Raw genomic sequence first — 21,171 nt, 5'->3', positions numbered from 1 at the left:
TGACCGAGGCTGTGTCAAAACGCAGATCGGGACCGAGTGAGCTCACCTCTGTGATCCTCTGATCGGCTGGAGCGCAGGTGACAACGGCCGTTTGGCTCATCGACAAGGCTGGATGTCATTCTTGCTGGTGTCCCAGCCATCGTGATCAGCTTGGGTGCCTAGAGCGATGCCCCCTCAGGACTGGATTGCTGCCAGCAGCGGCCCTGGTCCGAGGATCGCCAGAACCCGCTTCAGGTTATAGGCGAGCACGTGCAGGCTCATCTCGGTGCGCACCCGCTCCAAGGTCCGGGTCAGGAAGTGCGTAGCACCCATCCAGGCCTTGATCGTTCCAAACGGATGCTCCACCGTCTGCCGCCGCAGACGCGGCGTCTCCGGGGCCCGATCGAGCCGCTCCTGCATCGCATCGAGCACATCCTCATGCTCCCAGCGTCTGACCCGGCGCTCCTTGCCGGGCGTACACTGATCTTTGAGCGCACAGGTTTGGCAGCAGCTGGTCCAGTAGAGATGCAGCAGCATCCCATGCTCGATGGTGGAGCATCGTCGCGTCAGGCGCTCTCCGGCGGGACAGCGATAGGTGTCATCCTCGGGATGATAGACGAAGTCCTGCTTGCCGAAGCGTCCGTCAGCCTTGGCGCTCGAGTTGAGGGTCTTGGGCACATAGGGCGTGATCCCAGCTCTCTCGCAGGCCAGGATGTCCTCGCCCTTGTAGTAGCCTCTGTCCGCCAGAGCCTCCAGGCTCGGCGTGCCCATGGCACCCTGCGCCTGCTGGCCCATCACCGATAACTGGCCCCGATCCGAGCCGCTGTTGGTGACCTCATGTGCGACGATCAGGTGGTGCTGGACATCCACCGCGGCCTGAACGTTGTAGCCGACGATGCCCGTGCCGATGCCCCGGTTGGTCATCGCCCGCGCGTCCGGATCAGTGAGCGAGATCTGCTGGTCGGGAGCCGCCAGCACCTGCTGCTCCAGCTCCCGGAACTGCTGCATCTGCTCTCTGAGCGCCGCGATCTTGTCCTTGATCCGCCCGGCCTTCACCTGCGCCAGCTCGCTCTCCTGCCGATCGGCCGTGTCGAGGGCGGACAGATAGTGTGCGATGCTGGCCTCCACCTGCTCGATGCGCTTGGCGAGCTTGGCCGGCGTGAAGTTCTTGTCCCGCGCGTTGACCGCCTTGAACTTGGAGCCGTCGATGGCCACCACCGCCTGCGAGAACAGGTTGAGCGTGCGGCACAGCCCGACGAACTGGCGGCACACGGCCCGAATGGCCGGTCCATTGTCCTTGCGGAAGCGGGCGATGGTCTTGTGATCCGGCTGAAGCTGGCCGGTGAGCCACATCAGCTCAAGGTTGCGGCCGGTCTCCTGCTCGAGGCGGCGGCTGGACGGGATGCGGTTGAGATAGCCATAGATGTAGATCTTGAGCAGGGCCGCCGGATGGTAGGCCGGGCGGCCCGTCGCCTGTGGGATGACACTCTCGAACCCCAGGGCATGCAAGTCGAGTTCCTCGACAAAGACGTCGATCACCCGCACCGGATTGTCGTCACTGACGTACTCGTCGAGGCAGACCGGGAACAAGGTGCCTTGGCTGCGCTCCTGGCCTTGGACAAACCGCTTCATCGCGATCCCTCCAGTCCGTACTGACCCAACCAGATTACTAGATTCCGCGTTTTGACACAGCCTCGACCCGCTTCAGACCTTCTCGCGGGTCGGTGAGCACAGCGCCGTCGAGTGGAAGTTCGTGTAGCGCAACCCATTGGCGGCGATGCGGTCCATGTTCGGGATCGGAATGATGCCGCCGAAGGTGGACGGCGCTCCGAAGCCGACATCGTCGGTCATGATCAACAGGATGTTGGGCCCGCCCTGCGGTGGCACCGCGCGGGCGGGCCAGGCCGGCTTCGACTGGGCGGCATTGAGGTTGATCTCGCCCTCAAAGCGTTGCGGCGGCGGCAGATGGCGCCCGTAGATCGTGGTGGTTGCGTCGGCGACCCCGGCGTGCCGGGAGTTGGCTCGATCCAGACCTTGCAGGGATAGGTTTGCAGATTCTGTCCTGAAGCGGCGGCCGGCGGCAAAGCTGCCGGCCATCGGGAGGATATAGAGTATCGCCTTCCAAGCATGAAACTTCGCGGGCTGGTGGCACGCTGTCTCGAGACTAACTCAGGCGCGCCATAGGCATTCTCCCGGGCAAGGGTGGACATCGCTCGCTCCTGAGCTGGGTCACATCAACGCGCCGGTGTCTTGACTTCGCCGTTCGGGAGGCAGAATGTAAATCAATGGTAGCGTGATCCGGAGCAGGATCCGTACGACCTCTCCGCCACACCGCGTAACGTGACAAACGCCGTCTGGTTGGACGATCCCCATGGATAAGCCCCTGCGAGAGGCCCAAAAGGGCCAGAACAGCCTTTCACTGCCCTCAAAGGTCACGATCACGCTTCATGTCAACGAAGCGGCGCGTACGCTGACCGTTGCACCATGGACGACGTTGCTCGACGCGCTGCGCGAGGATCTGGATCTGACTGGCACCAAGAAGGGCTGCGATCACGGCCAATGCGGCGCCTGCACCGTGCTCGTGGATGGGCGCCGGGTGACGTCCTGTCTCGTCCTCGCGATCAGACTGGACGGCTCCCGAGTGGTCACCGTCGAAGGATTGGAGAAGGACGGCGCGCTGCATCCGGTGCAGCAGGCCTTCATCGACCACGATGCCTTCCAGTGCGGTTATTGCACGCCCGGCCAGATCATGTCGGCCGTGGCCCTGATCAACGAGGGCAGGGCGCACAGCGAGGACGAGATCCGCGAACTGATGAGCGGCAATATCTGCCGCTGCGGTGCGTATCCCAGGATCGTCGCGGCGATCCAGCAGGCCATGGCTGAAATGGGAAGCAAGCCATGATCAACTTTCAGTTTACCCAGGCGACCGACGTTGGCGACGCTCTCCGACAGATCGCAGCCGATCCGGACGCCAGATTCATCGCCGGGGGCACCAACATCGTGGACCTGATGAAATACGATGTCGAGCGCCCAGGGCGGCTCATCGACATCTCGCATCTGCCACTCAGGACCGTCGAGGAAACCCCGGGCGGGGGCTTGCGCATCGGCGCGCTCGTACCGAACAGCGACTTGGCCTACCATCCGCTGGTCGAAGCGCGCTATCCCTTGTTGTCGAGCGCGATCCTGGCGGGTGCATCGCAGCAATTGCGCAACATGGCATCGACCGGCGGAAATCTGATGCAGCGCACGCGGTGCCTGTATTTCTATGACGCCGTGACGCCATGCAACAAGCGCGAGCTCGGCAGCGGCTGCTCCGCAATCACCGGCATCAACCGCAGCAATGCCATCCTTGGGACGAGTGAAGCCTGCATCGCGACGCACCCGTCCGACATGTGCGTCGCGCTCGCGGCGCTCGAGGCCATGGTACATGTCATTGGGCCCTCCGGCGAGCGCACGATACCTTTCGCCGATTTCCATCGCCTGCCGGGCGATACCCCGGAGATCGACACCAATCTCGCGCGGGACGAGATCATCGTAGCCGTCGAGCTGCCGCCCAAGGGCTTCGCTGCCAACCACAGCTACCTGAAGATCCGGGACCGGCTGTCCTATGCATTCGCACTCGTGTCGGTTGCGGCGGCCCTGGAACTCGAGAACGGGCGCATCAAGGAAGCGCGGCTTGCGCTCGGCGGCGTGGCCCACAAGCCCTGGCGGAGGATCGAAGCCGAAGCGGCGTTGCAGGGCGAAGCTCCTGATCGTGGGGCTTTTGCCAAGGCAGCCGACATCCTGCTGCAGGGTAGCCGTGGCTTCGGGCACAACAATTTCAAGATTGGCCTTGCCCGTCGTGCGATCGAACGCACGTTGACGCAGGCCGCGCGCGGCACGCCTCAAGTCCAAGCCATCAAAAAGATCCGGTGACTGTCATGACCTATATCGGCACCGCCACATCCCGCGTCGATGGCCATGCCAAGGTCACAGGCACGGCAAAATACGCAGCAGAACCCAAGGCCGCCGACCTTGCGCACGGCTGCGTCGTCACATCCACCATCGCCAAGGGCAGGATCACGCGCGTCGATGTGAGCGATGCCCTGAGGGTCGACGGCGTGATCGAGGTTCTCACGCACACGAACCGGCCGCGGATGGCAGACGCCGACAGCGGCTACAAGGACGATTTGGCGCCGGACGGTTCACCCTTTCGGCCTCTCTACGATGCTACGATCCTGTTCGATGGTCAGCCGGTGGCGCTGGTTGTGGCCAACGATCTGGAGACCGCCCAGTTCGCCGCCTCCCTGGTTCAGGTCGACTACGACGAGGAGCCCCACGTCACGGACCTGCAACGCCAACGCGAAGTGGCGTCGGTCTTGAAAGCCTCTGCGAAGGCCGGCGCGAACCCCTTCGCCCCACCGAAGCCACGCGGCAACGCCCAGGCGGCTCTTGCGGCAGCGGCCATCCGCCATCAGGGCGAGTATTCCGTCCCGATCGAGCATCACAACCCGATCGAGCTCTACGCCTCGACGGTGATGTACGAGCCCGACGGCAAGCTCACCGTCTACGACAAGACCCAGGGTGTTCAGAATGTCCAGCGGTATCTCTGCGGCGCGCTCGAGCTCGCGCCGGAGCGCGTCCGCGTGCTCTCGCCCTTCACAGGCGGCGCGTTCGGCTCGGGACTGCGACCGCAATATCAGGCGGTGCTCGCGGCGCTGGCAGCGCTCGCCTTGAGGCGCTCGGTGCGCGTCGTGCTCACCCGGCAGCAGATGTATGGGCTCGGCTATCGGCCGGCGATGACCCAGCGGATCGAGCTCGGCGCCAAAGCCGACGGAACCCTTGAGGCGATTGCGCATGACGCCGTCACCGTGACCTCGCAGTACGAGCATTTCTATCGGCAGGAGACCGGCTGGTCCGGCCTGCTCTACGAATGCCCCAATACGACATACGCGCACAGGCTCGCGCCGCTGGACCTTCCAACCTCATGTGACATGCGGGCTCCGAGCGCAGCGACCGGGGTCTATGCTCTCGAATGCGCCATGGACGAGCTCGCGGTCGCGCTCGGGATCGACCCTCTCGATCTGCGATTGCGGTGTTATTCGGACCGTGACCAGATCGCCAACCGACCCTACAGCAGCAAGAACCTGCGGGAATGCTATCGCCGCGGCGCCGAAGCGTTCGGCTGGGACAAACGCAATCCTGAGCCGCGCTCGATGCGCGATGGCAGTGAACTTGTGGGCTGGGGTATGGCGACCGGCGTCTGGGAGGCGTTGCAGGTGCCGATCGCGGTGCGCATCGTACTCACCGCCAATGGGCATGCTGAGGTGTCCTGCGCGACCTCCGACATCGGCACCGGCACCTACACGATCATGGCTCAGGTCGCAGCCGACATGCTGGGCCTTTCGCTTGAGAACATCAGCGTCAAACTCGGCGACTCGACGCTGCCGCAATCGCCCGTCGAAGGAGGGTCATGGATTGCGGCATCGGTCGCCAATGCGATCGTGACGACCTCCGACGCGGTTCGCCGCGAACTGTTGACCCTCGCCAGGAAGGTGCCGAATTCGCCGCTTGCGGACGTTGGGCCCGAGGACGTCCGGCTCGCCGACGGCAATCTCGTGACCAACAAGGACCCGGCCCGCATGGTGTCGATTGCGGACGCCATGCGGCATGGCGGCATCGACCGCATCGAGCAGGAGAAGACAACGAGCTTTCCTAAGGACGAGGCACATTCGCACAACACGCATTCGGCAGTCTTCGCCGAGGTCAAGGTAGACGAGGAACTCGGAGTTATTCGTGTGACCCGCGTCGTCAACGCCGTCGCGGCGGGACGCATCCTGAACACCAAGACCGCCAGCAGCCAGATCCTGGGCGGGGTGGTATGGGGCATTGGCATGGCGCTGCACGAGGAAACGCTTCTCGATCACACCTTCGGGCGCGTCATGAATGCCAATATTGCGGAGTATCACGTGCCGGTGAATGCCGACATACACGACATCGAGGTGATCTTCGTCGACGAGCCGGACGACCGCATCAATCAGCTCGGCATCAAGGGCCTGGGCGAGATCGGCATTGTCGGCGTTGCCGCCGCGATCGCCAATGCGGTCCATCACGCGACGGGACAGCGCGTGCGCGACCTGCCCATCACGTTGGATAAGCTTATCCAGTGATCCAGAAGGCCGGCAACATCATCTCGGGCAGGACCTATGTCCCGATTGAGACATGGTACATTTCTGAATTGGCCTCTTCAGGGCGATTGAGGAATGTCCGGCCGAGGCACGCCTGACAATTGGCTCGAAGGCAGCAATCCCCGTCAAACCGTATGTTCCAAAAGGGCAGGGCAATCCTGACGCTGATGCTCCCGAGGGTGAGATATCTGCGGAAGTGGCAGAGGCTCGGGAGCCGCGGGCGTCGCTCCAACCTCCGGCGGCGCCTGTGCCCATGCTGTTTCGTTTCGTCGATCTCGTGCTCTGGCCCTTTGCAGCACCGCCTCGTGAAACCTGTCACTCTCAAACATAGCCTGTTGGCGAAGCGTCGCCACATGACCGTCTCAGTGGTATCATGAACCAGCACGGTCGCGGTGTCGGGCAGCCGGATGGTGCATGTCGCGTCAATCGCCTGGGCTTCATCCGGCGGATCTCCTGAGGGAGAGACAGCCATGGTAACTGGAAGGGCGGAGCGGCGGCTGGCCGCGATCCTGGCCGCTGACGTCGTCGGCTATTCCCGCCTCGTCGAACAGGACGAGGCTGGGACGTTGTCGGCCCTGAAGGTTCTGCGCCGGGAGGTTATCGATCCGCTGCTGGCCGAGCATCAGGGCCGTATTGTCAAGCTGATGGGCGACGGTGCGCTCGTGGAGTTCGGCTCGGTCGTCGATGCCGTCGCGTGCGCGGTCGCCATCCAGAAGACCGTTGCCGAGAACCAGGCCGACATCCCAACGGAGCGACGCATCATCTTCCGGATCGGCGTCAATCTCGGTGATGTGATCCACGAGGTTGATGGGGATCTCTACGGCGACGGCGTCAACATCGCGGCCCGCCTCCAGACCCTGGCGGATCCAGGCGGCATTTGCATTTCCGGCATGGCCTACGATCACCTCCAGGGCAAGCTTGACTGCGGCTACGAGTACCTCGGCGAACGCGCGCTCAAGAACATGGAGCGACCGGTGCGCCTGTACCGCGCCCTTCTGGAAGGGGGAGCCGCACGAACGGTGTCGCCCAGGCCTGCACTTCCGGACCGACCATCCATTGCCGTCCTGCCGTTCAACGCCATGAGCACCGACCCGGAGCAGGACTTCTTCAGTGATGGGCTCACCGACGACATCACCACCGCGCTATCCAAGCTCAAGGGCTTCTTCGTGATCGCCCGCAACACGATGTTCACCTACAAGGGAAAGCCCGTGGATGTGCGCGCCATCGGGCGCGAACTCGGGATCCGCTATGTTCTCGAGGGGAGTGTCCGCAAGTCCGGCAACCGCGTGAGGGTGACCGCGCAGCTCATCGATGCGGCCTCCGAAGCCCATCTCTGGGCCGAGAGGTACGACGGCGACCTCGGCGACATCTTCGTCATTCAGGACGAAATCACCGCCAGCGTCGTCGGTCGCATCGGGCCGGAACTCCTGGCCGCAGAGCATGCTCGCGAAAGCCCCAAGCCGCATCATGGCCTTGATGCCTGGGAATGTGTCGTGCGGGCGGTGTTCCTGTGTTCTCAGTTGTCTGAGGAGAGCAGCGGGAAGATGCTCCCCTTGCTGGATCGGGCCATCGGACTGGCGCCCGATTATGCCCAGGCGCTCGCCATGAAAGGTTGGATTACGATATGGCGCGCGTTCCAGGGATGGGAGGACATGGGATACGCCCTGACCCTTGCCAGGGATATCGTCCAAAAGGCCATTGCCGCGGACGATAAGGAACCGTGGGCTTACCTTGCGCAGGCGATGATAGCCTTTGCGACGCGTGACAATGTCCTGGCGACGGCAGCGATCAGCCAGGCTGTCGCGATCAACCCCAACTCCGCGTTTGCACACGGCCAGTTGGGACTTGCGCATGCCAACGGGGGCCGCGCGGCGGACGCCATTCCTTGCATCGACTACGCCCTCAGACTGAGCCCGCGCGAGGCTTTTCTCGGCGACTTTCAGTTCTACTACGCCATGGCTTACTTCCAGGGCGCGAATTACGAGCTTGGATTGAGTTATGCACGCGAGGCAAATCGCTTGCGGTCCGGCCACGCGGTTCCGCTGATCATCGGCACGGCCTGTGCCGGACTTCTGGGCAACCAGGAGGCTGCCACGGACCTGCTTGGACGGCTCAAGTCGCTCGTCCCTGACATCTCACGGGACGCGGTCGCAGCAACATCCTCTTTCGTCCGCGCCGAGGATCGGGCGCGCCTGATCGAGGGACTTGCCCGTGCCGGCCTGGATTGACAGGTTGGATTGACCTCGAGAACCGATCGCTTACCGGTGAGGAGCGTTCCTGGCAGCATGTCGCGACGACGTTCGAAATTGTGCGGCGTGGAAGCCCATCTCGCGGCCGCCGCAACAAAGCCGCCAACACGAAGATCGCTTCGTCTATGGGCTCATCGCGAGTAAAGGCGTTGAGACGCTGGAAGGCGTGGCTCAAGTCTGTTGGCGTTTGCTGCCGAATGCCGGACCGATGCAGCGGCGATCTAGCGCATCGTGCGGAAAAGTGGGCCCGGTTTTCCGCAATAAACGATACGCCAGCTCAGAGTTTGAGCATCGGAGCGGCACGTTTCATTGTGGCATCCGCGAAACGAACTTGTGAACCAAGAACGTCCGTTCATGGCACTTCTCGAAAGTGGATCGAGTGTCAGCTCTGGCAGGGGACACCGGACGTCGCGAACCGGCACCAGATTTCCCTGGTTGACCCGTTGCAGACCTTTTCCACCCTTGTGAATGGCAATTCCCGTCGCAGAGACCCTTATTCGTTCCCGCACGGCGAGTACGGGTAGTAGCCGCACTGGTTTGGGATGACGTACGAGTTGTAGGCCGCACTTGCATTGGAGACACCCGATCGCCCGTACCAAGCACCGTGATAGACAGGAGCATGCCAGTAGGCGCTGCGGGCGCCTCTATAATCTCCAGCGCGATCAAAGTCGCCGGCGAAGTAGTCAATGAACAGCGCCGCCGGACCGCTCGCTCCGGCGAGATTGCCTTCCAGCACTGCAACGTCGAAGGTGAGATTGCCGCCTTCGAGCTTCGGCGACTTCAGGGTCACCACGGCATCGATCACCTTCGAGCCGTCACCGCCCAGGACGGACACGGTCGCGTTGGGTGGATCCTTGGAGAAGCTGTCCTTGCCCTCATCCCATTGCATGATGAACTGCTGGGTCATGACGTGCCCGGCCGCGCGCACCGGGCGATCAGCGAATACGATCGAATTCGGCGATACGCCGGTCAAGGTCAGCTTGTTGCCCTCGAGCTTCGCGCCAGCGGCGTTGAGGACGGCGAGCGACGGGACCGGGCCCGTGGGGGTGACCCGACCGATGGTCTTCGCGAGCGGCATCTGTTGTCTGCCGTCCGCGTCCTGCGCGGGCACGCTGATCGTCATCGTGCAGAGGCCACCGGTTAGCAGGATAAGACAGGCGAAGTGCTTGCTGAGCATGGCGAGACCTCCCTTTCGTCAGCTTCCGACACGCCAAACGGTCGGCGTCGATGAGAACGTGCGATGAGACGGCGGACACCGAGAGCCTGTGACCCCGCCGTCTCTTGTCCGATCCGAGGAGCGGCTCACGTGCCGTTTGCGGCTACTTCACGGCTACCCTATAGCTGAGCACGGAGGTGCCGGGCTTCTCGTCGATGCTCTGCCCCGTTGCGGTGATCGCGAAGCTGTCGGGGCCGCTGTATCCCGGAGCGGGCGTGTAGGTCCAAGTGTCCTTGTCGATCATGTTCAGGGTGCCATGCTGCGGCCGCTGGCTGATCTCCGAACGGGTGAGCGTGCCTTGAGGAGTGATGTCGGACATGCATCCCTGTCCTGCCTGGACGTCGAAGGCGCCCTCCATGTTGGCCCCCATGATGGCCCGATTACCCGCGATGACGCACATGGCCGGCGCCTGGGCCAGGGTCGGCCCGGCAGACAGCAATGCTAATGGGAGCACTACGATCGAAACCGACTTCGTCATGACAGTTTCTCCTCTCGATGGTTATCGCGCGGGTCCTGCAGTTGCGCCCGTGCTCCATCCCTGTCGGGCAAGGCACCATGATCTTCGGGTCAGACAGGGCATATGAGCCGATCAGGGCACGCACCCGGAAGTCACGGTCAGGCGGACGCGCGGGGAGCATTTTAGGCCGATCCACCAACCCTGCTTGACCCGATGAGCCATCCGCTTGCCAGATCGGGACGCTCCTGCGGCGGCGCAGGTGACAACCGAAGGAGCTGCCATCATCGTCCGGGTTTTCCCTAGGCAGGCTCAGTACAAAACCCGATAGCCCGCCGTCCGGCTGCCGTGAGACACTGGCGGCGCGCCAGGGGCAGGTAGGTATGACCGTCGTCGACATCACGCCAACCGCCGGGAACACGCGACGGAGCCTGCGTCCCGGCACGATTCGGAAGACCGATGCCGACAGATCGACGCAACATTCTTGAGATTCCTGGGCCGAGCTTCCCGGGCCGAGCCTTCCACAGCCCGTTTCCCGGACGGATCGCCGACAAGAGATAGGGGCCAAACGAAGAGGGAAGCGCGATGAAACTGAAAACGCTGATCTGCGGCGCGACGATGCTCTGCGGCGCCTCGGCCATGACACCTGCTCTGGCGCAGGCGCCACCTGCCGGAACGCAGCAGAGGCCCAACATCCTCGTCATCATGGGCGATGATGTCGGCTGGTTCAACGTCGGCGCCTATCACCGTGGAATCATGTCGGGCAAGACGCCCAACCTCGATCGGCTGGCGTCGCAGGGCATGATGTTCACCGATTACTACGCCGAGGCGAGCTGCACGGCGGGCCGGGCGAGCTTCATCACCGGCGAAATCCCTTTGCGCACCGGCCTCACCACCGTTGGTCAGGCGGGCGCCGATGTGGGTATGCCGGACAAGGCCGCGACGATCGCCTCCGCTCTCAAGGTCCAGGGATATGCGACGGGCCAGTTCGGCAAGAACCACCTCGGAGACCTGAACAAGTACCTGCCGACGCTGCACGGTTTCGACGAGTTCTTCGGCTACCTGTACCACCTCGACGCGATGTCCGATCCGTACTGGTACTCGTTCCCGGACGACCAGTCCTATCGCGACAAGGTCGGCCCGCGCAACTTGCTACACACCTATGCGACCGACACGGACGATCAGACCGAGCAGCCGCGTTGGGGCCGGATCGGCAGGCAGCGGATCGTCGACGAGGGACCGCTCGCACCCTATCCCAACATGACCAACGTGCCGAACATGCACGACATCACGCCGAAGGCGAAGTACGACATGACCACCTTCGACGAGGTGCTGGTCAAGGCGTCGTGCGACTTCATGGATAAGGCCAAGACCGACCGAAAGCCGTACTTCGTCTGGCACAACACGACTCGCATGCACGTCTGGACGTTCCTGTCGCCGAAGTATCAGGCCCTGATGAACAGCCAGACCAACTATGGGCTTGAGGAAGCCGGCATGGCGCAGCTCGACGACAGTGTCGGCGCCCTGCTGAAATGCGTGGAGGATTCAGGCCAGGCCGACAACACGATCGTCGTCTTCACCACCGACAACGGAGCCGAGGTGTTCACGTGGCCCGACGGTGGCATGACTCCGTTCAAGGCGACGAAGGGAACGGTCAACGAAGGCGGCTTCCGCGCCCCGGCGATCATCCGCTGGCCGGGGAAGGTCAAGCCCGGTGCGGTCGAGAACGGCGTCTTCTCGGCGCTCGACTGGTTCCCGACGCTGCTGGCCGCGGCCGGCAACCCGAACATCACCGACCAGCTTCTCAAGGGCGTGCAGCTCGGCGACCGCAGCTACAAGAACCATCTCGACGGCTACAACCAGCTCGCGCTCCTGCAAGGCAACGGTCCGTCAGTTCGGAACGAGTTCTTCTACTTCGGCGGCCCGCAGCTCGGCGCGATCCGCATCGGCGACTTCAAGTATCAGTTCTACCAGCAGCCGGAGGGCTGGCCTGGACCGAAGGTGACGACGGACATGCCCGTCATGGTCAACATCCGCCAGGACCCGTTCGAGCGGACTCCGTCGATTGGCCGCCAGAGCCTGAACGATCTTGGGGGCGGCTACATGAACGACTTCTATGCCCGCGAGTTCTGGCGCTTCGTCTCCGTCCAGCAGGAAGTTGCGAAGCTGGCGGCGACGGCGATCGATTACCCGCCGATGCAGGACCCTGCTTCCTTCAACCTGGAGGCCGTGAAGCGGCAGGTTGAGCAGGCAATCCGCAACAAGCCGGGCAACTGAATGAAGCAAGGGGTGGGCGCTTTCCGCGCCCGCCAGCGCCCCAACCGAGCACGCCTATGCCTTTGATCATGGGCGTGTGGCTGTCGGTGCCGATCAGGGTATCGGGCATGGCCCAGGACACGTCGAGGGAATAGTCGGTCGAGACGTCGACCGGCAGCACGGGATTGAGCCGGATCGGATCGTACCCTGCCTCGGCGAGGGAGGCGCGCATACCGGCGATGTCCACCAGGGCCGGACCAGAGGTGGTGTCGTGCATCATGAAGCGGCCGGGCAGGAAGGGATCCCCTCTTCGCTGCGTCCTGTCTCCAGCCAGTTCAGGATCATGTCACGCGCGCTTCCTTTCCGGGATCGACCTCAGCCCTCTGCATCCATGGCGTGAAGCATCTCCACGCGTCGGCGGCAATCCTCATCGGTTGAGAATTCAGCCGACAGGTACGACGAGACGAGATCCTGCGCGAGCCAGGAGCCGACGATCTTGGCACCGATGCACATCACGTTCACGTCGTCGTGCTCAACCGACTGGTGCGCCGAATGGATGTCGTGACAGACGGCGGCACGAATGCCCTTGACCTTATTGGCGGCAATCGACGCACCGACGCCAGTGCCGCAGACCATGATGCCGCGCTCCGCTTCACCGGACTTGACCTTCTGAGTCAGTGCGCGGGCGATGTCCGGAAAGTCGACAGGTTTGTCATCGAAGGACCCTACGTCGATGACCTCGTGTCCGAGCGAGCGTACGTGCTCGACCACCGCGTTCTTGAGGGGCCACCCGGCGTGATCCGATCCGATTACGACGCGCATTGAAAAAGCCTTTTGTACTGTGATTGCGGGTCGAGTGGTGCCGGAGGCACCACTCGGATTCTTCCAGGATCAGCTCCGCATTTCCTGCGGGAGCTCGGTACCATGGAAATTCTTATAGATTTCGTTCAGCTTGCCGTTCTTCAGGTTGGTTGAAATCCATTCGTTGAGCTTCTCGACCAGGCGCGGCTCACCTTTGCGCACACCGATAGCAAGATCGAAGGTGCGAATGAGAACCTTCGGTTCGAATGTCCGGGCCGGGTTCTTTACACCGATCTGGTTTGCAATCGTCGCCGACGTTGCAACGCAGTCAGCCTGTCCGGAAACGGCGGCCGTCACCATTGTAGCATCGTCGTCAAAGCGGGCGAGGGTGAGATTGCGATCCTTCATGTTCGACAACTCCGTATCCTGCGTTGTGCCACGAGAGACGGCAATGGTTTTACCCTTCAAGTCCTCCCAGCCCTTCGCCTCAACGGTTTTCAGGCACGCAACAACGGATTGCAGCGCAGCATAGGCCTTGGTAAAGTCGATCACCTTGGCACGCTCCGGCGTAACGGACAGTGTCGATATGATGATATCCGCTTTGTTGGTCTGAATGTTTGGAATGCGGGTCGCGCCCGTGGTCTGTACGAACTCGAGCTCCAGTCCCAGGTCCTTGGCAAGAAGCTGAGCGGTTTCCACGTCCGATCCCGTTGGCTTGAGGTTCGAATCCATCATGCCGGATGGCGGAATCGCCAAATCGGTCGCGATCCGGATCTTCTTCGCCTTCATAATATCATCGAGAAGGTCGGCGTGGGCTGCGGTGGTGCCGAGTGCCACCACGCAGGTCATTGCGACTGCGGCAGCGTAGAGCGGGCGCTTCATCATCGTTGTTATCTCCCTAAGTCTTGCTTGTCGTTTATAGCCCGGTGCCAACGAACTGGGCGAGTTCCGGAGTTGCGGGGGAGGTCAGGATCCCGGCAGGTCCAGTTTCATGGACCTTGCCACGGTGCATGAACACCACCCGGTTGGCGATTCCTCTGGCAAATCCCATCTCGTGCGTGACCATCACCATGGTCATGCCGTCCGCAGCGAGCGCCTCGATGACCTTCAGCACCTCCCCGGTCAGTTCCGGATCAAGGGCTGAGGTCACTTCATCGAACAGCATCACCTTGGGCTGCATGGCGAGCGACCGAGCAATCGCCGCACGCTGCTGTTGGCCTCCGGAAAGCTGTTCGGGATACTGGTGAATTTTGTCTTCCAATCCAACCTGGGCCAAAACCCGCCGTGCCTGCTCCTTCGCTTGAGATTTGGAGAGGCCCTTCACTGAGCAGGGGGCGAGGGTGATGTTCTCCTCGATGGTCAGATGAGGAAACAGGTTGTAGCTCTGGAAGACGATACCGACATCCTGACGTAATGCTCTCAGGTCCAGCTTCGGATCGCTGACGCGGTGGTCGCACACGACGATCTCGCCGCTATCGATCGTCTCGAAGCGGTCGATGCAGCGAAGGGCGGTGCTCTTGCCGGAGCCGCTGCGGCCGATGAGGGCGAGGACCTCGCCCCGATCAACCTCGAAGCTGACGCCGTCGAGAACCTTGAGCTTACCGAAGCTCTTGTGCACGTTGTTGAGCGAAACGACGGGCGACTGAGTGGCTGCGTTCAATATCTTGTGCATGTCAGGCAGTCCCGAGTGAGAGGCGGGCAGGGCCGCCGCGCATCTCCAGGCGGCGGCTGATGCGCGAGATGGGATAACAGAGGGCGAAATAGATCGCTGCTATGATGGTGTAGATCAGGAATGGCTCGAAGAGGGAGTTGTTGATGATCTGGCCGGACCGCGCGAGTTCCACGAAGCCAACCACCGAAGCCAGCGAGGTGTTCTTGATGATCTGCACCATGAAGCCCACGGTCGGCGGTGTCGCGATCCGGATCGCTTGTGGAAGGATGACCTTCGCCATCCGTTGAGAGCGGCTGAGGGCGAGCCCTTCTGCCGCCTCCCATTGCGGCTTTGGAACCGACTCGATGCTGCCGCGCCAGATCTCGCCGAGATAGGCGCCGACATATATCGTGAGCGACGCCCCGGCCGCTGTCAGCGGAGAGACAGTCACGCCGAGCGTCGGCAGTCCGAAGTAGGTCAGGAACATGATGACGAGAAGCGGCGTGCCCTGAATGAGTTGGACATAGCCGGCGCTGATAAGCCGTACGATATGGCTCGGCGAGATGCGGCAGAGGGCGATGATGAACCCGGCGATGCCGCCTCCGAGAAGGCCGATAAGCGACAGGCCTATGGTCCACAACGCTCCATAGCCGAGGAACATGAGGTGATTGGCATTCAGGGAACCGCCCATCTATTCCTCCTCACAAAGGGGTGCCGAGGCGCCGACGACGCGGGAAAATGACGAGGCCGAGAAGCCAAAATCCGGCACGCATGACCAGAGACAGAACGATATAGACGATGGCGACGAGGATGTAGGTCTCGAAGGCCCGGTAGGTGTCGGATTGCACGTAGTTCGCGACCGCAGTCAGTTCTTCCGCCGAGATCTGGGATGTCACCGACGATGCGAGCATCAGCAACACGAACTGGCTGGTCAGGGACGGGTAGACCTTCTCGATGGCCGGCCACATGACGACGTGCCAGTAGATCTGAGTCCGGGACAGCGCCAGGCCTTCAGCGGCCTCGATCTGCCCGCGGGGAATGGAGTCGAAGCCGGCGCGGATGATCTCGGTCGTGTATGCGCCGACATTGATCGTGAGGGCTGCTGCCGCGACAACGAAAGCGGAAAACCTCAATCCCAGGCTGGCGAGCCCGAAATAGACGAGGAAGATCTGAACCAGAAGCGGTGTGTTACGGATCGCCTCGACATAGATGCCGCAGACCCGCGCGATTAGTGGATGGCTGCTGCGCCGCCCGATGGCGCCGAGAACGCCGATGATCGTGCCGAGCACGGTGGCGATAAAGGCCAATTGCAGGGTGAGTAGTGCCCCATCGAAGAAGGTCGGCCATCGCTCGAGGATGACAGAGAAGTCCAGATCGAGATTCATTCCAATCCGTCCCGTCACGCGGCCGTTTGGTTGGTCATCCGGTCATAAACCCTGAAAAGAGCTTGATTCCCGTGCGAGCCCTCGCCGTGCGCCCGCGCCTCGATATATTGGCTTGTTACAAGCGCGGTGGCGGGCAGGGGGACGGAGAGCGACAAGGCCTGTTCCTGCACCAGTCGCAGGTCCTTGAGCATCAGGTCGATGCGAAAGCCAGCGGAAGCATCACCGGCAATCATCGCCGGACCGAGCTTGTCGAGCATCCAGGAGGCGGCCGAACCGCCCAGGAGCACATTGCGAAGCTTATCAAGATCCACGCCGGAGGCGCGGCCAAGAGCCAGCGCTTCGCAGATCGCCTGGATGTTGATAGCGCAAACCAGCTGGTTGCAGAGCTTGACTGTCTGTCCGGACCCCGCCTCGCCCACATGGGTAATCGTCGTACCCATGGCACGGAAATAAGGTTCGGCGCGCAGCACCGCATCGCGGTCACCTCCGATCATGATCGATAAAGAGGCGTTCTTGGCACCGACTGGGCCTCCTGACACTGGCGCGTCGAGAAATGCTATGCCGGCAGCCTTCAGATCCGCATACATGCGCCGGACGGCGACGGGCGAAATCGTGCTCATATCGACAACGAGCCGGCCCTTTGGCGGCGAATGCAGAAGGCCATCTTCGCCATAGACGACCTCTTCGACTTGCGGCGTATCGGGCAGCATGGAGATCACGATGTCCGCGTCACGCGCAGCGTCCATCAGGTCCTCGCATGCCCTGACGCCATAGGGGATGAGATCTTCCACGGCTTCCTTGCGGACGTCATAGGCGCGAACAGCATAGCCGGCCTTGATCAGATTGAGCGCCATCTCGCGTCCCATCGTTCCCAAGCCGATGAAGCCGACTGTTCCGTTACGATCGCTTATCTGCATTATGGCGTCTCGCTCTTTTTTGTTTGCTGCAGGGCTTTTCGAGGCTCGGCCTCTCCGATTGCGGCACGACGCCGGAAGTCATCGCCGATAGCGAAATGCTCGCGAAGGACCTTTTCCGCGAATTCTGGATCACGTCCTACAATGGCATCGAAGATGCGTCGGTGATCTTCGATCAGGTAGGTCTTCATCGTATCGAAGACTTGAAGGAGTTCTCTCCGCCCGCGATGAGAGCGCATCAGGATACCCGACATGGAGTCGTGCAGAACGATGAGCGTCTCCGATTTTCCGGCCGTTACCACGGTGCGATGGAATTCGAAATCTGCTGCGCTGCCGGCATCTGCGTCGTCGATCGTCTCGGCAATACGAGTAAGGGCAAGCTGAAGCTTCTCGAAGTCCGTTACAGTCGCCCGCTCGACGGCGAGTCGGATGGCCTGGCACTCGATTGCAATGCGCGCCTGCATCACGTCATCGATGACCTCCGACTGCTGCGCGAAGGCAAACGTGAAAAAATCATTGAGGACTGAGAGGTCTGGGCGTCGCACGATCGTGCCGACACGGTCGCGGATCTCCACGACCCCGAGGACCGTGAGAGCGCGTAGAGCCTCCCGCAGGATCGGGCGGCTGACGCCGAGCTGCGCAGCGAGATCGCGTTCAGGGATAAGCCGATCACCCGGCCGCAACGAGCCTGCGAGCAGACGCTCGCGTAAGAAGGCGAATACCTTCTCGAACCCTTTGCCGCCACTCTCCCTAAGCCGCGTGATTTCAAGATCAGCGGTCATATATCTTACCTTGGTCAGACCAGAATACATACCAAGGTTAGCCAGTCAAGCGAGGTGCGGGCTCTTAGCCAATCCAATGGTGTTGAATGGCCATTTGAAGCCATGCCGAACAGAGTTGCATATGAATTAGGAAAGAAGCCGAAGAGAACAGACTCGTGTGCAGGCTGCGTGTTGGCCTTTGCGATACCTGGTGAGTGTTCTCAACAAGTCCGCACACCGGGCGGTCATGAATCCACCGCAACTCAGTTGCAAGATCCCCTGATTCTGATGAGCGAGCTCGCCCACTCGTAGCAAGCTTTCGTGTTCGGAGAGGATGCGGGATCGTTAGTACGAACTGCGGAACACGCACGATGCATGTAGCGACCAGCCCGGGTACGACGAGCTTCCTCACATATCAAGGCGAATGCCGCCGTCGGGCGCAACTCGTTGAGGTTCGCCCGCCCTCTGTTCGAAAACTCACCTGTGTAGCTCCCTGACGACGCGGGAAGTGTCATGCGGGTACCAGCTACGTGTCGCCCCTAAAGAAAGCGACCATCGAAGCGGATGCTCATCAGCGGCTTGGAGACCTCTCCGACTGAGCACCCGGCCAGCAGGGCACATTCGCCGACTGGACGATGGAAGATGGTGATATGCGGCAGCAGTCACAGCACCGCTTCGTCTCACAAGCTGAAACCCTGAGATCCTCGAAGCAGCTTGCGAAATGTCAAAACGATCCCCGGGGCAGGCGGTAGAAGTTCGGCGATGGCCTTCGTCGGCGGGGTCGCATCCCGTCCCAAATCGTCAAGTCATTGGCCCAACCGGTCAAGCAGCGAACCGGGTGAGGTTCACACTGGACCTGCCCGATAAGCCGGAGACGGTGTGCGCACCAAACGCCGTCCGGCAGTCGCGGTGGTGGCTGAGCATGGGATAGAGATGAGAGGTGGTTATGACGGTCGCTCAATCAACCCAGAGTCCTTCTCAGCAGACGCGCCAGCACGTTAAATACGACCGGCTCGTGGCAGCGGCCCGATCACTGCCGAGGCTGAAGGTCGCGGTGGCCCATCCTTGCGACGCAGCATCCCTGGGTGCGGTGTTCGAGGCGGTCGAACTCGGCTTGATCGATCCGATCCTTGTCGGGCCGCAGGCCAAGATCATGGCTGCCGCGGCGGGGCTCGGCAAGCCGGTCGCCACGATGCGCATCGTCGATGCCCCGCACAGCCATGCGGCGGCCGAGAAAGCCGTCGAACTCGTCAGGGCTGGCGAAGCCGAAGCGCTGATGAAGGGAAGCCTACATACGGACGAGCTCATGGGCGCGGTGGTTCGCCGCGAGGGCGGCCTGCGCACGGCCCGCCGGATCAGCCATTGCTTCGTCATGGATGTTCCTGATCATGAGACGGCGCTCATCATCACGGATGCCGCGGTGAACATCACACCGACGCTGGAGGACAAGGTCCACATCGTCCAGAACGCCATCGACCTTGCCCGCGCGCTCCGAGTCGATCCGGTGCGCGTGGCGATCCTGTCGGCCATGGAGACGGTGAACCCGAAGGTGCCCTCGACCATCGAGGCAGCGGCCCTATGCAAGATGGCTGACCGCGGGCAGATCACGGGCGGGATCCTGGACGGTCCTCTCGCCCTCGACAACGCCATCGACCTCGGCGCCGCCAAGATCAAAAAAATCCAGTCGCCCGTCGCCGGCCAAGCCAATGTCCTCGTGGTGCCGGACCTGGAGGCCGGCAACATGCTCGCCAAGAGCCTCACCTTCCTGGCCGATGCCGATGCCGCCGGCATCGTGCTCGGCGCGCGCGTGCCAGTCATTCTCACCAGCCGGGCCGACTCGACGATCACGCGGCTGGCCTCCTGCGCGGTCGCCTCGCTCGTCGCCGATGCACAGCGCAATCAGCTCGCCATGCCGGAGGTCTGAGCTATGACGCCCGTCCTCATCGTTCTCAACGCAGGGTCATCAAGCCTCAAGTTCCAGGTCTACGACATGTTCGACGGCGCGGAGCCGCGGCTCGTCTGGAAAGGCCTCTACGAAGGACTGGGAGGCTCCGCGCATTTCATCGTCAAGGACGCCGATGGAAAACTCTTGGATGAGATAACCTGGAGCTCGGGTGACCGGATCGGGCACGAGGAGGCGCTGATGCACCTCGTCTCGTGGCTGAGCCAGTTCCGGGAGGAGCGCAAGCCTATCGCCATCGGGCACCGGGTGGTTCATGGCGGCGAGGCGTTCTCCACTCCTGTGCTGGTCGATGACTCCGTCATTCAGAGGCTTGAGGCGCTCGTGCCGCTTGCACCCTTGCACCAGCCCCACAACCTGGAGCCGATCCGGATCGTGCGCCGCCGCCTGCCGGGGATGCCGCAGGTCGCCTGCTTCGATACCGCCTTCCACCAGACGCAAACGGACATTGCCACCCTGTTCGCCCTGCCGCGCGAGATGCGCGAGCGCGGCGTGCGGCGCTATGGCTTCCATGGCCTGTCCTACGACTACATCGCGTCGGTACTGAAGGACTACGACCCGCAACTCGCGAAGGGACGGGTGATCGTCGCGCATCTTGGTAATGGCGCGAGCCTGTGCGCCCTCAACGGCGGCGTCAGCGCTGCGACGACCATGGGCTTTTCTGCCCTCGACGGTCTGCCAATGGGGACGCGCTGCGGCGCTGTCGATGCCGGGGTGATCTTCTTCATGCTGCGGGAGATGAGGCTCAGCCCGGCGGAGGCCGAGAGCGTGCTGTACAAAAAGTCCGGGCTGCTTGGGGTTTCCGGCATCTCGAACGACATGCGGGTGCTGCGCTCTAAGGCGGCGAGCGATCCGAATGCCAGGCGCGCCATCGACCTGTTCGTGTACCGCATCACCCGAGAGATCGGCTCGCTCGTGGCGGCGCTGGGGGGGCTCGACGGGCTCGTCTTCACCGCGGGTATCGGCGAGAACGACGTGGCGACCCGCGCCGAGGTGATCGCCGGCCTCGGATGGGCCGGGCTCAACCTCGACGAGGCGGCCAACCGCAGTGGCGGCCCACGGATCTCCTCCGGGTCCGGACCCACCGCGTGGGTCATCCCCACCAACGAAGAGCTTGTGATCGCCCGACAGACGCGCAGCGTGCTCGGCGCGACACGGGCCAAACTTGCATCCTGACCACGGAGATTGATGCCATGGAAACCCTGAAGACAAAGCCGGACGAGTCCACCGCCCAGCAGGAGCTTGGGGATGAGACGTTCATGTCGGCGTCCGATCTGCGGAACTACATGACCGAGATGCAGATGGCGAAGGCCACCAAGTCCGTCGAGGGCATGGACCGCGCCGAGAAGGCGCGCCAGGATCTGATCAAGCGCCTGTC

Annotated in this window: 18 protein-coding genes and 2 pseudogenes; 8 read left to right on the top strand and 12 right to left on the bottom strand. The window is 62.4% G+C overall.

The genetic code is table 11. The features are described 5' to 3' along the window. Positions 1-174: 174 nt before the first annotated feature. Complete coding sequence (locus DDF70_RS29560) at positions 175-1,611, bottom strand: IS1182 family transposase (RefSeq protein WP_114947838.1); 1,437 nt, start codon at positions 1,609-1,611, stop codon at positions 175-177. A 72-nt stretch (positions 1,612-1,683) separates the two neighbouring features. Beyond that, positions 1,684-2,076, bottom strand: a complete 393-nt coding sequence (locus tag DDF70_RS29555) for a sulfatase-like hydrolase/transferase (RefSeq protein ID WP_342633963.1) — start codon at positions 2,074-2,076, stop codon at positions 1,684-1,686. A gap of 274 nt (positions 2,077-2,350) precedes the next feature. On the opposite strand from DDF70_RS29555, the gene DDF70_RS29550 reads away from it, so the two are divergent. The 4 genes from DDF70_RS29550 (at position 2,351) to DDF70_RS29535 (ending at position 8,374) form a co-directional block, all read left to right on the top strand. Then, complete coding sequence (locus DDF70_RS29550) at positions 2,351-2,881, top strand: (2Fe-2S)-binding protein (protein ID WP_114948275.1); 531 nt, start codon at positions 2,351-2,353, stop codon at positions 2,879-2,881. Continuing rightward, complete coding sequence (locus DDF70_RS29545; RefSeq protein ID WP_114948274.1) at positions 2,878-3,894, top strand: FAD binding domain-containing protein; 1,017 nt, start codon at positions 2,878-2,880, stop codon at positions 3,892-3,894. The genes DDF70_RS29550 and DDF70_RS29545 overlap by 4 nt, the downstream gene beginning before the upstream one ends. A 5-nt stretch (positions 3,895-3,899) precedes the next feature. Continuing rightward, positions 3,900-6,128: a xanthine dehydrogenase family protein molybdopterin-binding subunit gene (locus DDF70_RS29540; RefSeq protein WP_114948273.1), complete on the top strand. Its 2,229-nt coding sequence runs from the start codon at positions 3,900-3,902 to the stop codon at positions 6,126-6,128. 488 nt (positions 6,129-6,616) lie between these two features. Next, positions 6,617-8,374 carry an adenylate/guanylate cyclase domain-containing protein gene (locus tag DDF70_RS29535; RefSeq protein ID WP_114948272.1) on the top strand — a complete coding sequence of 586 codons (1,758 nt, stop codon included), beginning with the start codon at positions 6,617-6,619 and terminating at the stop codon, positions 8,372-8,374. Positions 8,375-8,888: 514 nt separating this feature from the next. Here DDF70_RS29535 and DDF70_RS29530 read toward each other — a convergent pair. Together DDF70_RS29530 and DDF70_RS29525 are read right to left on the bottom strand one after the other, a co-directional pair. Further along, positions 8,889-9,572, bottom strand: a complete 684-nt coding sequence (locus DDF70_RS29530; RefSeq protein WP_114948271.1) for a hypothetical protein — start codon at positions 9,570-9,572, stop codon at positions 8,889-8,891. Between the two features lie 142 nt (positions 9,573-9,714). After that, complete coding sequence (locus DDF70_RS29525; RefSeq protein WP_114948270.1) at positions 9,715-10,089, bottom strand: Ig-like domain-containing protein; 375 nt, start codon at positions 10,087-10,089, stop codon at positions 9,715-9,717. A 594-nt stretch (positions 10,090-10,683) separates the two neighbouring features. Between DDF70_RS29525 and DDF70_RS29520 the strand changes: the two genes are divergently transcribed. Next, complete coding sequence (locus DDF70_RS29520; protein WP_425374130.1) at positions 10,684-12,342, top strand: arylsulfatase; 1,659 nt, start codon at positions 10,684-10,686, stop codon at positions 12,340-12,342. Positions 12,343-12,370: 28 nt separating this feature from the next. On the opposite strand, the pseudogene DDF70_RS29515 reads toward DDF70_RS29520, so the two are convergent. The 8 genes and pseudogenes from DDF70_RS29515 to DDF70_RS29480 all read right to left on the bottom strand — a co-directional run. Then, a pseudogene (locus DDF70_RS29515) lies at positions 12,371-12,675 on the bottom strand (aconitase family protein); the annotation flags it as partial. A 21-nt stretch (positions 12,676-12,696) separates the two neighbouring features. Then, positions 12,697-13,143: a ribose 5-phosphate isomerase B gene (rpiB, locus tag DDF70_RS29510; protein ID WP_114948268.1), complete on the bottom strand. Its 447-nt coding sequence runs from the start codon at positions 13,141-13,143 to the stop codon at positions 12,697-12,699. Positions 13,144-13,212: 69 nt separating this feature from the next. Next, the gene (locus DDF70_RS29505; protein WP_425374129.1) at positions 13,213-14,004 is read right to left on the bottom strand and encodes a transporter substrate-binding domain-containing protein; all 792 of its coding nucleotides are present in this window, start codon (positions 14,002-14,004) and stop codon (positions 13,213-13,215) included. Between the two features lie 34 nt (positions 14,005-14,038). Beyond that, complete coding sequence (locus DDF70_RS29500) at positions 14,039-14,794, bottom strand: amino acid ABC transporter ATP-binding protein (protein WP_114948266.1); 756 nt, start codon at positions 14,792-14,794, stop codon at positions 14,039-14,041. A 1-nt stretch (position 14,795) separates the two neighbouring features. Continuing rightward, entirely contained in the window at positions 14,796-15,464 is a 669-nt protein-coding gene (locus tag DDF70_RS29495; RefSeq protein WP_114948265.1) for an amino acid ABC transporter permease, read from the bottom strand. Positions 15,465-15,474: 10 nt separating this feature from the next. Then, positions 15,475-16,158: an amino acid ABC transporter permease gene (locus tag DDF70_RS29490; RefSeq protein WP_114948264.1), complete on the bottom strand. Its 684-nt coding sequence runs from the start codon at positions 16,156-16,158 to the stop codon at positions 15,475-15,477. A gap of 14 nt (positions 16,159-16,172) precedes the next feature. Then, entirely contained in the window at positions 16,173-17,075 is a 903-nt protein-coding gene (locus DDF70_RS29485; RefSeq protein ID WP_245435690.1) for an NAD(P)-dependent oxidoreductase, read from the bottom strand. Then, positions 17,075-17,854 (bottom strand): FadR/GntR family transcriptional regulator, encoded by a 780-nt coding sequence (locus tag DDF70_RS29480; protein WP_114948262.1) that lies wholly within the window; start codon positions 17,852-17,854, stop codon positions 17,075-17,077. Before DDF70_RS29480 ends, DDF70_RS29485 begins: the two co-directional genes overlap by 1 nt. Before the next feature lie 925 nt (positions 17,855-18,779). Here DDF70_RS29480 and DDF70_RS29475 point away from each other — a divergent pair. From DDF70_RS29475 to DDF70_RS29465, 3 genes and pseudogenes are all read left to right on the top strand, one after another. Then, complete coding sequence (locus DDF70_RS29475) at positions 18,780-19,757, top strand: phosphate acetyltransferase (RefSeq protein ID WP_114948261.1); 978 nt, start codon at positions 18,780-18,782, stop codon at positions 19,755-19,757. A gap of 3 nt (positions 19,758-19,760) precedes the next feature. Then, positions 19,761-20,969, top strand: a complete 1,209-nt coding sequence (locus tag DDF70_RS29470) for an acetate/propionate family kinase (protein ID WP_114948260.1) — start codon at positions 19,761-19,763, stop codon at positions 20,967-20,969. Positions 20,970-20,986: 17 nt separating this feature from the next. After that, positions 20,987-21,171 (top strand): annotated as a pseudogene (locus DDF70_RS29465) (hypothetical protein); the annotation flags it as partial.

The sequence above is a fragment of the Microvirga calopogonii genome (assembly GCF_003347665.1).
Classification (GTDB): Bacteria; Pseudomonadota; Alphaproteobacteria; order Rhizobiales; family Beijerinckiaceae; genus Microvirga; species Microvirga calopogonii.
Note: the sequence above shows the minus strand (reverse complement) of the source record. Positions and strands in the feature narration are given on the sequence as shown.

Coding starts and splice junctions, on each gene's coding strand:
- DDF70_RS29545 (WP_114948274.1), top strand. CDS start 2,878: ATGATCAACTTTCAGTTTACCCAGGCGACCGACGTTGGCGACGCTCTC.
- DDF70_RS29535 (WP_114948272.1), top strand. CDS start 6,617: ATGGTAACTGGAAGGGCGGAGCGGCGGCTGGCCGCGATCCTGGCCGCT.
- DDF70_RS29490 (WP_114948264.1), bottom strand. CDS start 16,158: ATGAATCTCGATCTGGACTTCTCTGTCATCCTCGAGCGATGGCCGACC.
- DDF70_RS29500 (WP_114948266.1), bottom strand. CDS start 14,794: ATGCACAAGATATTGAACGCAGCCACTCAGTCGCCCGTCGTTTCGCTC.
- DDF70_RS29495 (WP_114948265.1), bottom strand. CDS start 15,464: ATGGGCGGTTCCCTGAATGCCAATCACCTCATGTTCCTCGGCTATGGA.
- DDF70_RS29470 (WP_114948260.1), top strand. CDS start 19,761: ATGACGCCCGTCCTCATCGTTCTCAACGCAGGGTCATCAAGCCTCAAG.
- rpiB (WP_114948268.1), bottom strand. CDS start 13,143: ATGCGCGTCGTAATCGGATCGGATCACGCCGGGTGGCCCCTCAAGAAC.
- DDF70_RS29485 (WP_245435690.1), bottom strand. CDS start 17,075: ATGCAGATAAGCGATCGTAACGGAACAGTCGGCTTCATCGGCTTGGGA.
- DDF70_RS29480 (WP_114948262.1), bottom strand. CDS start 17,854: ATGACCGCTGATCTTGAAATCACGCGGCTTAGGGAGAGTGGCGGCAAA.
- DDF70_RS29475 (WP_114948261.1), top strand. CDS start 18,780: ATGACGGTCGCTCAATCAACCCAGAGTCCTTCTCAGCAGACGCGCCAG.
- DDF70_RS29550 (WP_114948275.1), top strand. CDS start 2,351: ATGGATAAGCCCCTGCGAGAGGCCCAAAAGGGCCAGAACAGCCTTTCA.
- DDF70_RS29530 (WP_114948271.1), bottom strand. CDS start 9,572: ATGCTCAGCAAGCACTTCGCCTGTCTTATCCTGCTAACCGGTGGCCTC.
- DDF70_RS29520 (WP_425374130.1), top strand. CDS start 10,684: ATGCTCTGCGGCGCCTCGGCCATGACACCTGCTCTGGCGCAGGCGCCA.
- DDF70_RS29540 (WP_114948273.1), top strand. CDS start 3,900: ATGACCTATATCGGCACCGCCACATCCCGCGTCGATGGCCATGCCAAG.
- DDF70_RS29505 (WP_425374129.1), bottom strand. CDS start 14,004: ATGAAGCGCCCGCTCTACGCTGCCGCAGTCGCAATGACCTGCGTGGTG.
- DDF70_RS29555 (WP_342633963.1), bottom strand. CDS start 2,076: ATGGCCGGCAGCTTTGCCGCCGGCCGCCGCTTCAGGACAGAATCTGCA.
- DDF70_RS29560 (WP_114947838.1), bottom strand. CDS start 1,611: ATGAAGCGGTTTGTCCAAGGCCAGGAGCGCAGCCAAGGCACCTTGTTC.
- DDF70_RS29525 (WP_114948270.1), bottom strand. CDS start 10,089: ATGACGAAGTCGGTTTCGATCGTAGTGCTCCCATTAGCATTGCTGTCT.